The sequence below is a fragment of the Pseudomonas palmensis genome (assembly GCF_017848315.1).
In the GTDB taxonomy this organism is placed as follows: Bacteria; Pseudomonadota; Gammaproteobacteria; order Pseudomonadales; family Pseudomonadaceae; genus Aquipseudomonas; species Aquipseudomonas palmensis.
Window position 1 is genome coordinate 55,364 of the sequence record NZ_JAFKEC010000027.1, and the last position, 12,641, is coordinate 68,004.

General features: G+C 64.8%; 11 protein-coding genes. 6 read left to right on the forward strand and 5 right to left on the reverse strand.

Annotated elements, in window-relative coordinates; translation table 11 throughout:
- The first annotated feature begins 188 nt into the window (after positions 1-188).
- Entirely contained in the window at positions 189-2,117 is a 1,929-nt protein-coding gene (locus JZZ72_RS15670) for a transglycosylase SLT domain-containing protein (protein ID WP_210014684.1), read from the forward strand.
- Positions 2,118-2,214: 97 nt separating this feature from the next.
- Here the strand turns inward: JZZ72_RS15670 and JZZ72_RS15675 are convergent, their stop codons facing one another.
- Entirely contained in the window at positions 2,215-3,018 is an 804-nt protein-coding gene (locus tag JZZ72_RS15675) for an MOSC domain-containing protein (RefSeq protein WP_043864575.1), read from the reverse strand.
- Positions 3,019-3,093: 75 nt separating this feature from the next.
- A complete protein-coding gene (locus JZZ72_RS15680; protein WP_043864576.1) occupies positions 3,094-4,029 on the reverse strand; it encodes a chemotaxis protein CheV in 936 nt (311 codons plus the stop codon).
- A 397-nt stretch (positions 4,030-4,426) separates the two neighbouring features.
- On the opposite strand from JZZ72_RS15680, the gene JZZ72_RS15685 reads away from it, so the two are divergent.
- The 3 genes from JZZ72_RS15685 (at position 4,427) to JZZ72_RS15695 (ending at position 6,893) form a co-directional block, all read left to right on the forward strand.
- On the forward strand, positions 4,427-4,888 hold the full coding sequence (locus JZZ72_RS15685) for a hypothetical protein (RefSeq protein ID WP_043864577.1): 462 nt from the start codon (positions 4,427-4,429) through the stop codon (positions 4,886-4,888).
- Positions 4,889-5,347: 459 nt separating this feature from the next.
- Positions 5,348-6,244, forward strand: a complete 897-nt coding sequence (locus JZZ72_RS15690; RefSeq protein ID WP_043864578.1) for a sensor histidine kinase — start codon at positions 5,348-5,350, stop codon at positions 6,242-6,244.
- Positions 6,234-6,893: a response regulator gene (locus JZZ72_RS15695; RefSeq protein ID WP_043864579.1), complete on the forward strand. Its 660-nt coding sequence runs from the start codon at positions 6,234-6,236 to the stop codon at positions 6,891-6,893. The genes JZZ72_RS15690 and JZZ72_RS15695 overlap by 11 nt, the downstream gene beginning before the upstream one ends.
- Here JZZ72_RS15695 and yegS read toward each other — a convergent pair.
- Entirely contained in the window at positions 6,877-7,776 is a 900-nt protein-coding gene (gene yegS / locus JZZ72_RS15700; RefSeq protein WP_043864580.1) for a lipid kinase YegS, read from the reverse strand. The genes JZZ72_RS15695 and yegS overlap by 17 nt on opposite strands.
- A gap of 299 nt (positions 7,777-8,075) precedes the next feature.
- On the opposite strand from yegS, the gene JZZ72_RS15705 reads away from it, so the two are divergent.
- On the forward strand, positions 8,076-9,530 hold the full coding sequence (locus JZZ72_RS15705; RefSeq protein ID WP_043864581.1) for a mannose-1-phosphate guanylyltransferase/mannose-6-phosphate isomerase: 1,455 nt from the start codon (positions 8,076-8,078) through the stop codon (positions 9,528-9,530).
- Positions 9,531-9,595: 65 nt separating this feature from the next.
- Positions 9,596-10,840, forward strand: a complete 1,245-nt coding sequence (locus tag JZZ72_RS15710; protein WP_210014685.1) for a glycosyltransferase family 4 protein — start codon at positions 9,596-9,598, stop codon at positions 10,838-10,840.
- Here JZZ72_RS15710 and JZZ72_RS15715 read toward each other — a convergent pair.
- Positions 10,829-12,055, reverse strand: coding sequence for a molybdopterin molybdotransferase MoeA (locus JZZ72_RS15715; protein WP_210014686.1), 1,227 nt, complete (start codon positions 12,053-12,055; stop codon positions 10,829-10,831). The genes JZZ72_RS15710 and JZZ72_RS15715 overlap by 12 nt on opposite strands.
- Positions 12,039-12,578 carry a molybdenum cofactor biosynthesis protein B gene (gene moaB, locus JZZ72_RS15720; RefSeq protein WP_043864584.1) on the reverse strand — a complete coding sequence of 180 codons (540 nt, stop codon included), beginning with the start codon at positions 12,576-12,578 and terminating at the stop codon, positions 12,039-12,041. Before moaB ends, JZZ72_RS15715 begins: the two co-directional genes overlap by 17 nt.
- Between the last annotated feature and the right edge of the window lie 63 nt (positions 12,579-12,641).

The window sequence follows — 12,641 nt, forward strand, 5'->3', positions numbered from 1 at the left end:
CGCATTCTACCTGAGTTGCGCCTGCTTCACATTAAGCGCGACCGGCGTGCCGACCGCAGTCCTGCATTACATGCCGATACAAGCACAATGCTTTCTTCCGCCCCCGGCAAACGGCTAAGCTTAAGCACGTAATCCCACCAGTGCTGGCGCCGCCGACACTCGTTTTGGTCAAACTGTCCGGAAGTATCATGCGCCGCAGCCTGCTCAGCCTCGTATCCTGTCTGCTTTTTTCCGCCACCGCGGCCAGCACCGCCCAGGCCGCCGATCTCACCCAGCAACGCCAGTACTACGATGAAGCCAAGCGTGCCCTGGCCAAGGGCGACAGCGGCCCTTACCGCCGTTACGAACAGGCCCTGCGTGATTATCCGCTGGAGCCCTACCTGGCCTACGACGAACTGACGGCGCGCCTCAAGAGCGCCAGCAACGCCGAGATCGAGAAGTTTCTTGCCGAGCATGGCGACCTGCCCCAGGCCAACTGGATGAAACTGCGCTGGTTGCGCTGGCTGGCAGAGCGCGGCGACTGGCAACCCTTCGTCAAGTACTACGACCCCAAGCTGAACTTCACCGAGCTCGACTGCCTCAACGGCCAGTATCAGCTCAGCCACAACCTGCGCGCCGAGGGCTACGCCACCGCCGACAAGCTGTGGCTGGTGGGCAAGTCGCAGCCGGCGGCCTGTGACGTGCTGTTCGACCGCTGGGCCGCCGAGGGCCAGCTGACCGAACAGAAGCGCTGGGAGCGCATCAAGCTCGCGGCCCAGGCGCGCAACTACGCCCTGGCCAACACCCTGATCAAAGGCCTGAACACCCTGGGCCCGCAAGGCCGTCTGCTGGTGGATGTGGCGCAGAAGCCCGAACTGCTCAACAACCCCGGGCGCTTCACCCCGGTCAACGAAGCGATGTCCGACGTGGTCAGCCTGGGCCTGCGCCGCCTGGCGCGCCAGGACCCGGAGCGGGCCATGGCGCTGCTCGACGACTACGCCAATCGCATGCATTTCTCCCGCGACGAGAAGGTGGCGATCGCCCGCGAAATCGGCCTTACCCTGGCACGGCGCTACGACCCCCGCGCCCTGGGCCTGATGACCCAGTACGACCCCGAGCTGCGCGACAACACCGTGACCGAATGGCGCCTGCGCCTGCTGCTGCGCCTGGGCCGCTGGGAAGATGCCTACGAGCTGACCAAACGCCTGCCCCAGGACCTGGCCACCACCAACCGCTGGCGCTACTGGCAGGCACGCAGCCTGGAGCTGGCGCAGCCGAAGAACCCGCAGATTCCACTGCTGTACAAGACGGTAGCGCGAGAACGCGACTTCTACGGGTTCCTGGCCGCCGATCGTGCACAGACCCCCTACCAGCTCAACAACAAGCCGCTGGTGCTCAGCCAGCAACTGATCAACAAGGTACGCAACACGCCCGGCGTGCGGCGCGCGCTGGAATTCCATGCCCGCGGCCAGATCGTTGACGGGCGCCGCGAGTGGTACCACGTCAGCCGTCATTTCAGCCGCGACGAGATGGTCGCCCAGGCGCGCCTGGCCTATGAAATGCGCTGGTACTTCCCGGCCATCCGCACCATCAGCCAGGCCCAGTACTGGGACGACCTGGATATCCGCTTCCCGATGGCCCACCGCGACACCCTGGTACGCGAAGCCAAGGTACGCGGCCTGCACTCGAGCTGGGTATTCGCGATCACCCGCCAGGAAAGCGCCTTCATGGACGATGCCCGTTCCCACGTGGGTGCCAGCGGCCTGATGCAGCTGATGCCGGCCACCGCCAAGGAAACGGCGCGCAAGTTCAACATCCCGTTGGCTTCGCCGGCGCAGGTACTGAACCCGGACAAGAACATCCAGCTGGGCGCCGCCTACCTGAGCCAGGTGCACGGTCAGTTCAACGGCAACCGGGTGCTGGCCTCGGCCGCCTACAACGCCGGCCCCGGACGCGTGCGCCAGTGGCTGCGCGGCGCCGATCACCTGAGCTTCGACGTATGGGTGGAGTCGATTCCGTTCGACGAGACCCGCCAGTACGTGCAGAACGTGCTGTCGTATTCGGTGATCTACGGGCAGAAACTCAATTCACCGCAGCCACTGGTGGATTGGCACGAGCGGTTTTTCGACGATCAGTAAGCGGTGATCAGCGCTTCGCCGGCAACGTCGAAGCGCAACCTTGTGGAGGCGACGGTGCGTGTGCAGGGGCCAGCCTTGCTGGCGAAGCGGCCCGTCGCTATTCCAGCACCTCGACCGCCATGCCCACCTCCAGCATGCCCTCGCCGTCGGCCACCAGGTTCTGGCCGAACAGCACATCCCCCTCCTTCTGCCGATAGGTCTTGAGCGTGGTCAAGGGTTCGCGATCGGGGCTGCGCTCGCCGGTCTGCGGGTCGAGGGTGGTGAGGATGCAGCGCGTGCACGGGGAAAGCACCCGAAAGGTCTGCTGGCCAATGCGAATGCGCTTCCAGCCATCCTCGGCATATGCCGCACTGCCCTCGACCACCAGATTGGGCCGAAAGCGCAGCATCTCCAAGGGGCGCCCAACCCGCTGTACCAGGTCGTCGAGCGACGCCTGGCCGATCAGCAGCAAGGGGAAACCATCGGCGAAGGCCACACGGTCGCTGTTCTCACCGTAGCCGGCCGGCAGATAGCGGGTACGCGGCTCGGGCACATGCACCAGGCGCACCGGCTTGCCGATGAAGCGGCTCAACCAGTCGGCCGCCGCATCGCCTGCATCCGGTACGCGCAGGGTGTCGCGCCAGATGGTCGCCCCACGCAGATTGGCGTCCGCTTGCGGCACCGCCACCTGCAAGGGGTCAAAACCCGGGGCACTGAGCACCAGCCCGCCATCGGCGTCGTACAGCGCCGATAACTGGCTCATCTGCGGGTAGGCGCGCTGGGTCAGGAAACGTCCGTTGTCCTGCTCCACCAGCATCCAGCGCCGGTCACCCAGCAAGCCCAGCAGGCCGCACGGCGACTGGCCCAGGGCTTGCGCCTGGGCCGACTTGAGTGGGTAACGATACAACGCGCTCAGACGCATGGGCCGGCTCCGGATGATAAAGGCGCAAGCTTACACCGAGGGCCGGGCAACCGCTGCCCGGCAGTCGATAACGGCTCAGACGGTCGCTTCGTCCAGCATCAGGCGCTGGCGCACCACATCCACCAGCTTGTCGGGCTGGAACTTGGACAAAAAGTTGTCACAACCGACCTTCTTCACCATCGATTCGTTGAAGCTGCCCGACAAGGACGTGTGCAGCACCACGTACAGGCTGCGCAGGCGCGGGTCGTTGCGGATCTCGGTGGTCAGGCGGTAGCCGTCCATTTCCGGCATTTCGGCATCGGTGAAGACCATCAGCAACTTCGAGCACACGTCCTCACCGGCATCCGCCCAGCCTTTGAGCAGGTTGAGTGCCTTGAGGCCATCGCTGGCCACATGCATCTTCACCCCCAGCTGGCTCAGGGTTTCACGCAACTGCGCCAGGGCCACGGTGGAGTCGTCCACCAGCAGCACCTCCCGCCCTCGCGCCTGCGCCAGTACCGGGTCTTCCAGCTTGTCGCGGGACACCTTGGCGTTGTACGGCACGATTTCGGCCAGTACTTTCTCCACGTCGATGATTTCTACCAGTTGCTCGTCGACCTTGCTGATGGCCGTCAGGTAATGCTGACGCCCGGCACTGGTGGGCGGCGGCATGATCGCCTCCCAGTTCATGTTGACGATACGGTCCACGCCTCCCACCAGGAACGCCTGCACCGAGCGGTTGTACTCGGTGACGATGATGGTGCTGTTGGGCCCCGGCTCCAGTGGGCGCATGCCGATGGCCTGGGACAGGTCGATCACCGGCAGGGTCTGCCCACGCAGGTTGACCACGCCGCACACATACGCATGGCGTTGCGGCATCAGGGTCAACTTGGGCATCTGCAGCACTTCCTGCACCTTGAACACGTTGATCGCGAACAGTTGGCGCCCGGCCAGGCGAAACATGAGGATTTCCAGACGGTTCTCGCCTACCAGCTGCGTCCTTTGGTCTACCGTGTCGAGAATGCCAGCCATTAAACAACCCCCAGGCGTGTCGCAAAAATTGAATTATCAACCGTGTATCGGCCGCGTTCGTCTTGGCTTGACCCCCCAAAATAAAATGCTGCGGGGGGCATTGATGTCACTTTAGCATCATGGTTTACTGCGCTGACAGTTTTGCAGTCGCGGCAGGTCATCAGCGATCACACCAAGCCAATGCCATCAGGGAAACCCCTAGCCACAATCGGGCGAGACCTGATGTTCGCAATATCCTTTAGCCATTAATGTGACGCCATTCTCATTGCATGAATGGAGTCAGGCTTTTGCTCGCTACTGCCTTGTTGTCCACAACCAATGCTAGCGTCTTGCCAAAACACCGGCTCCAGGGCGTTTCAGCCCCCATCCGCAGTCTGCGCCTGGCAGGAAACGACTGATGTCCGACACCACTGCGGACATCAGCGCCCTACACGACTTTCAGGTCGATGCCCACGTACTGCTGACCCGCGCTCAGGAGTGCCTGTCGCACCTTGACCTGATCGGCCACGATACCGACGCGTGCGACTGCCTGCTGAACACCCTCGGCACACTGGCCGAGCGTGCCCACCTGCAGGCCCAGACGCAGATCGCCGACTTCTGTCGCCAACTCTGTCATGTGCTCGAACCGCAGCAATGCCGCGCGCGCCTTCACGCTGCACTGCCCAAGCTGAAAGCCTGCCTGAGCCTGCTGGCCTGGCAGCTTGAACTGATCGACCCGCACACCGGCCAACTGAACCTGGACCCCCAGGAGCAACTGGCCTTGCTGGAGGAACTGGAACAGACCTTCCGCCAGTTGCACGCAGAACCGGCCAAGGCGACCGCCACACCCGCCGCCCCTGCACCCGCCCTGGGCGCATGAAGTTGCACAACTAACCGGCGTGGGAAATTTCCCCGCCGCACATCATTTCAAAGCACTTTCCCACAACACTAAGCATTAACTTACGCGTGGGCGGCGAGTTTCTGTCAGCTGTATACAAAAACAATATCAGCGCATATAGGACAAGTTGTGTATCGCCACCAGTGATAGCAAAGTGCTAGACTTTGCGCCATCCGGAACGACCGTACCAGCCCGTAAAACTGACAGTTCGGACATCTTTCACGCCCCGCGACCATTTCCAAGCGAAGTGATACTATGCCCGACGCAAATTGCACACCGACAATGCACGGTGCTGAAGTTTGGCGTTTTCAGCACACTTGAAATCGTCTGATTCCAGTGTTGGCAAAACTGCACAAAGTTAAATCCAGGCGTTGCCCCAAACGCCTGTTGGGCGATATTCGACCGGCTTTCAACAGCGATACTTCAGTGGCTTCATTCCCTATGCTCTCAAGCCTCAAGACACTCAAGCGCGGCCCTCCGGGCGCTTCTCTGCTGCATTGGCTGAGCGCCCTGCTGTGCCTGGTGTCGGCGGCGGCCAACCTGTACCTGTACCTGCGTGCGGCACCGATGCCCGGCAGCCTGCTGGCACTGCAGCTGGCCGCCCTGCTCGGAATTGGCTGGCAATTGCGCCAGGCCGCGCGCTCGATCGCCATGCGCCCCCAGGAGCTTGCCCATCGCCTGCTCGAGGTGCAGGAGAGCGAACGCCAGCGTCTGAGCCGCGAACTGCATGACGATATCGGCCAACTGCTGACAGCCGCCAAGCTGCAGGCAGACTGGCTGCAACGGCGCATGCCGGCCGACCTGCAGGAACACTGCGCCACATTGCGCAGCACCCTGGACGACACCCTGGCCAACGTGCGTGATGTGTCGGCGATCCTCAACCCACGCCAACTGGCCAGCCTGGGGCTTGAAGCGAGCCTGCGCGCGCACCTGCTGCGCACCCTGGAAAACACCGACGTGCACTGGAGCCTGGAGTGCAGGCAGCGCCTGGGTGGCATTCCGGAAGACATGGCCATCGCTGCCTTTCGCATTACCCAGGAAGCCGTCACCAACATTCTGCGACACGCCCGGGCGCGCAACCTGAGCGTGCGCATCGAGCGCACCCCCGAAGGCCTGGCACTATCGATCAGCGACGACGGCCAGGGCTTCACGCCTGCTGCCGCCCCCGGCGAGGAGGGCCAGCGCGGCATGGCCGGCATGAGTGAACGGGTCAACCTGCTCAATGGCCGGCTGAGCGTGAACAGCCAACCCGGCCAGGGCACCCACATCGACGTACTGTTCCCCTGGCCACCGCGTGCCCGTGAACGCGCCAATACAAGTAAACCCCATGATCTGTAATCTGTTGCTGGTGGATGACCACTCCCTGATTCGCGCCGGCGTACGCGCCCTGGTCGCCGACATACCCGGCTACGCCGTGGTAGGCGAGGCCAACGACGGTAGCCAACTGCTCGAACTGGTGCAGCGCCTGGACCCGGATATCGTGCTGCTGGACATCTCGATGCGCTCGACCGGGGGCCTGGAGGCCCTGGGCCGCCTGAAGGCTGCTGGCTGTCGCAGCAAGGTGCTGATCCTGTCGATGCACACCGACCCCGAGCTGATCATGCGCGCACTGGAAATCGGCGCCCATGGCTACCTGCTCAAGGACACCACCGCCACCGAACTGGAGCAGGCACTGGCCGCGCTGCGCAGCGACGAGCGCTACCTGAGCCCGGCCATCGCGCATACCGTGATCAACCAGGCGTTACTGCGCGCCCAGAGCAGCAAGCCCGAGGCCGTCGAGAACCACAACCTCACGGCGCGCCAGCTGGAAATCCTGCGCCTGATCGTGCGCGGCAAATCCACCCGTGAAATCGCCAACGGCCTGGGCCTGAGCATCAAGACCGTCGAGACCCACCGCTCGCAGATCATGAAACGCCTGCAGATCTACGACGTGGCGGGCCTGGTGCTGTTCGCCGTGCGCGAACAGATCATCAGCCTGGACGACTGAGCAGCGGCGACTCGGCGGGCAGGTGCACGCGCAGCGCCCCCGGCAGCGCACTGAAGCGCCAGCTGTCGCCTTGCAGCGGCTCGCCATCGAGGTTGATGTCCAGGCCTTCGGCGCTCTTGATCTCGACCCACGGCAGGCGCGCGCGAACAAACAGATTGTCCAGCCCCAGGCCCTCGCTCAGCAGGTCACGCAAAGTGCCGACCACCTCCTGCGGCGCCGGCAGGATGCTGATATCGAGCAGCCCGTCGTCCACCTGCGCCTGCGGGCACAGCACATGCCCGCCGCCGGCCTGGCGGCCGTTGCCGATTCCCAGGGCCAGCAACTGACCTTGCCAGTGAAAATCCGGACCTTGCAGCTCCACCGAGGCCGCACGCAGCTCGCTGAAACGCGACAGCCCGGTGAACAGATAGGCCGCGGCACCGATCACCTTCTTCAGGTCCTCGGAAGTGCTGGCCGTGACCTGGCTGCCGAAACCGCCGGTGGCCATGTTGAGGAACACCTGCCCGCCCACCTCGCCCAGGTCGATCGCCCGCGCCGGCAACTCCAGCAGGTTCAGAGCCTGGTCCGGCTCCAGCGGCACACCGGCAGCCCGTGCGAAATCGTTGGCGGTACCCAGCGGCAATAGCGCCAGGCTGGCATCACCCCGGGCCTGGGCCAGCGCCTCTGCCACATCGCGCAGGGTACCGTCGCCACCACCGGCCACCAGATGCGGGTACCCCGCCGCCAGCGCCTCGTGCACCAGGCGCTGGGCATCGCCCCCCTCCCAGGTGAGTCGAACATCGAGCTGCCAGCCGCGCTCGCGCAAGCCCATTACCGCCGCGCGCACCTCGTCGTTCATGGCCTGCTTGCCATGCAGAATCAACAATGCCCTGCGCTCACCCATAACTGCTCCCCCGCATTGATCACCGCCGACGGCGGTGCCGCGTCAGATGACGCCCGTGTATATCGACCGATTACAACACGGTTCCGTTGCATGCGGACCACGTCAAAAACAGCGCTTTCACACAATTGCCATTGAAAGATTCTCAATCGATGTGCATCATTCGACAAATATTTGGCCTTCACGGACGATGCCAGTGATAAAAGTCACTTTTTTGACTCATTGAGCAAAGCGCCTGCCAGGTTCACCTTTTCCCTGTTATCACACCGCCTAGCGGTGCCCAGAACACGAGGCTGAGTGAAATGAGCACACTGATCCCTTGCATCATTGCCGGTGGAGCCGGCACCCGATTGTGGCCGGTTTCACGCGAGGCCATGCCCAAGCCCTTCATGCGCATGCCCGATGGCCAGAGCCTGCTGCAGAAAACCTTCCTGCGTGCCTGCGCACTCAAGGATGTGGCCCGCGTACTCACCGTCACCAATCGCGAAGTGTTCTTCCGCACCCAGGATGAATACCGCCAGCTCAAACAGCCCGGCATCGCGCTGGACTTCATTCTCGAGCCCTGCGGGCGCAACACGGCCCCGGCGATTGCCGCCGCCGCCCTGCACTGCGCCCGTGAATACGGCGAAGACGCCCACCTGCTGGTGCTGCCCGCCGACCACCTGATCACCGACCAGGCAGCCTTCGAAGAGGCCGTGGAGCGCGCCCGCGCCCTGGCCGAGCAAGGCTGGCTGACCACCTTCGGCCTGGTGCCCACTCAACCGGAAACCGGCTTCGGCTACATCGAGAAGGGCCAGGCCCTGGATGCCCATGGCTATCGCGTGGAGCGCTTCGTCGAAAAGCCGAACGCAGAGACCGCCCAGCGCTATGTCGAGGGCGGCCAGCACCTGTGGAACGCCGGCATGTTCTGCATGCGTGCAGATGCCATCCTGCGCGAGCTGCAGCAGCACGCACCGCAGGTTCTGGATGCGGTCGGCGAATGCCTGGGGCTGAGCCAGAGCAAACAGGGCAGCAACAGCCTGCAACTGGAACTGGATGCCACCAGCTTCGCGCAGGTTGCCGACATCTCCATCGACTACGCCGTGATGGAGCGTTCCACCCAGGTGGCAGTGCTGCCCAGCCAGTTGGGCTGGAGTGACATCGGCTGCTGGCGGGCGGTGCGCAGCCTGGCCCAGGGCGATGCCCAGGGCAACCAGTGCAACGGCGAGACCGTGCTGCACGACGTGAGCAACTGCTACATCGATTCGCCTCGCCGCCTGGTGGGCGCCATCGGCCTGGACAACCTGATCATCATCGACACCCCCGACGCCCTGCTGATCGCCGACGCGAGCCGCAGCCAGGAGGTCAAGCTGATTGCCCAGCAGCTCAAGCGCCAGGACCACGACGCCTATCGCCTGCACCGCACCGTGACGCGCCCCTGGGGCACCTACACCGTGCTCGAGGAAGGCCCGCGCTTCAAGATCAAGCGCATCATGGTACGCCCGCAGGCCTGCCTGTCCCTGCAGATGCACCATCACCGCAGCGAACACTGGATCGTGGTCAGCGGCATGGCCTGCGTGACCAACGGCGAAGAGGAATTTCTGCTCGACACCAACGAGTCGACCTTCATCAAGCCGGGGCGCGAGCATCGCCTGAGCAACCCCGGGGTGATCGATCTGGTAATGATCGAGGTGCAAAGCGGCGAATACCTGGGCGAGGACGACATCGTGCGCTTTACTGATATCTATGGACGCGCCCCGGCAGCAGCGATCGGCTGAGGCCCGCCAGGCGCGTTTTCGCATTCAGCCTGTCGACGCCCCTGCGGCAAGAGAGGAAGTGGGTCATGCGCGTACTCTGGACACTGCCTTACCTGCCCTGGCCCACCACCAGCGGCAGCAAGGCCCGGCAATACCACCTGTTGCGTGGCCTGGCTGAACGCGGGCACAGGATCACGCTGCTGGTGCACTCGAAAGTTCCGCTTGGCGAGGCAGCCCGACAGGCACTGGAGCCACTGCTCGAGCGCCTGATCGTGTTGCCGCGAAGGCCTTTGCGCAGCCCGCTCAACCTGCTGGCGGCGCTGTACGTCGGCTACCCGATGCGGGCCAGCACCAACGGCCTGGCGCCCCACCTGCGCCACTGCTTCGAAACGTTGCTGCGCGAGCAGTGGGATGTGATCCAGATCGAGCACAGCTACAGTTTCCAACCCTTCGAAAAGGCCCTGCAAGCCAGCGGCCTGCCTTTCATGGTCAGCGAGCATCATGTGGAGTCGGACACCGGCGCGGTGTGCCAGGACCGCCTGCCCCTGTGGCTGCGCCCGTTCAACAGCTTCGACCGCTGGCGCTACCGGCGCTGGGAGTCGCGGGTGCTGCGCCAGGCCAGCGAAGTGGTGGCCGTCAACCCGCGCGATGCCGAACAGATCCGCCAGTTCACCGGCCGCCCTGCCGAGGTGGTGATCAACGGCGTGGACTACGAGTACTACCAGCACATCAGCGCCTGCCCGCACAGCCAGCGCCTGCTGCTGGTGGGCAACTTCGAATACGGCGCCAACCTGGAGGCGCTGGAGTGGGCGCTGGAGGAGATCCTGCCGCAGGTATGGCTGAGCAACCCGGCCGTGCGCCTGGCGGTGGTCGGACATGCCCTGCCCACCCAGTGGAAGCTGCGCTGGAACGACCCGCGCATCGAATGGATCGGCTACCTGCCCGACCTGCGTGAGCTGCAACGCCACTCGGCGCTGTTCTTTGCCCCGCTGCGTCATGCCGGTGGGTGCAAGATCAAGTTGCTCGAGGCCATGGCCGCAGGCCTGCCGGTGGTCACCACCACCCAGGGCGCAGCGGGGTTGGCAGTGCGCAACGGCGAGCACTACCTGGGAGGGGACGACACCGACACACTGGCACTGATCATCACCCGCCTGCTGAGCCACCCGACGCGCATGCAGCAGTTGTCCGATGCCGCGCGCCAGTTCGTGCGCGAGCAGCATGACTGGAGCAGGGCCGCCGCGCAGCTGGAGAGCGTGTATGCGCGCCTCGCCGCGCAGGCCCCACTGGGCAACGGCCGGGTTGCCCGGGGCCTGCTGCCGTCAGCCGAGTAGCTCGCTGAGGGGGATGAACTGCACGCTGTCGCCCTTGCCGGGCGCAGTGCCCTCGCGCACCTCCACCAGGCCCTCGGCCCACGCGGCGCTGCGCAGCACACCCGAGCTCTGGTTCTTGTAGATCAGCGCCTGGCCCTGCTCCATGCGCGCGCGCAGGTATTCGCGGCGATTGCCTGGCTTGGGCCAGTCGAAACCGGCAGGCACGCTGAACTGCAGCGGCGTCACGTCCTGCACACCCTGGCGGCGCAACAGGTACGGCCGGGTGAGCAGGCCGAAGGTGACCAGGGTCGACGCCGGGTTGCCTGGCAGGCCGATCACCGGCACCCCGCGAAAATGCCCGAAGGTCAGCGGCTTGCCGGGCTTGATCGCAAGCTTCCACAGCGACAGCTCACCTTCTTCGCGCAGGGCGATACCCAGGTAATCGGCCTCGCCCACCGATACACCACCGGTGGACAGAATCAGGTCGACGTCCTTGAGCTGGCCCAGGCGCTCACGGGTCAACGCCAGATCATCGGGCAGGATGCCGGCGTCCTTCACCTCGCAGCCCAGGCGCTGCAGCCAGCTGACCAGCAGGCGCCGGTTGCTGTTGTAGATCTGCCCGGGGCCCAGGGGCAGCCCCGGCTCGACCAGTTCGTCGCCGGTGGAAAGCACCGCCACCCGCACCTTGCGCACTACCGACAGCACCGCGCAGCCGAGCGAGGCAGCCAGGCCCAGCTCGACCGGCCCGAGGCGGGTCCCGGCGTCCAGCACGGTTTCACCTGCCCGGGTTTCCTGGCCCTGCGGGCGCACGTTGACCCCGGCACTGAGCGGCTCGGTGAAACACACGCGTTGATCGGGCTGAACATCGGCGTTTTCCTGCATCTCGACGCAGTCGGCCCCTGCCGGCAGCGGCGCACCGGTAAAGATGCGCGCACAGGTACCCGGCTCCAGAGGCGCAGGCGCCTGCCCGGCCTGAATGCGCTGGCTCACCATCAGCGGCGTGCCCTGCCAGTCGGCGTGGTGCAGTGCGTAGCCGTCCATGGCGCTGTTGGGCCAGGGCGGCAGGTCAAGGCCGGCGACCAGCGCCGTGGCCAGCACACGGCCCTCGGCAGCAGCCAGTGGCACCTCTTCGCAGTCTTCGATGCGCGCCGCTTCGGCCAGCGCCAGCAAGCGCTCCAGTGCCTGCTCCACGGGCAGCAGCGGCTTTGCCGCAACAGGCTCAGCCACGGCTTTCACACGGCGCCGCCTGCTTGAGGTGCGCGACGAAATTGCACGGGCGATGGCGTACATCCAGTTGCTCGGCAAGAATCCCGTCCCAGCCGGTGCGTACCGCGTTGGTCGAGCCGGGCAGGCAGCACACCAGCGTACCGTTGGCCAGCCCGGCCAGGGCGCGGGACTGCACGGTGGAGGTGCCGATATCAGCCAGGGAGATATGCCGGAACAGTTCACCGAAGCCGTCGACCTGCTTGTCGAGCAGGCAACCGACCGCCTCGGGGGTGCTGTCGCGGCCGGTGAAGCCGGTGCCGCCCGTGATCAGTACCACCTGCACCTGCTCGTCGGCGATCCAGGTGGCGACCTGCGCGCGAATCTTGTAGAGGTCGTCCTTGAGCAGTACACGGGCGGCCAGCGCGTGGCCGGCAGCAGTCAGGCGGTCGACGAACACCTGGCCAGAGGTATCGGTTTCCAGGGTGCGGGTATCGCTGACGGTCAGCACGGCAATGTTCAGCGGCACGAACGGTACATCAGCCTTGGCTTTCATGAGGAGGGTGAATCCATGACAGGGAAAGAATGCCGCCAGTTATATCACAGCCCTCCCCGCGCC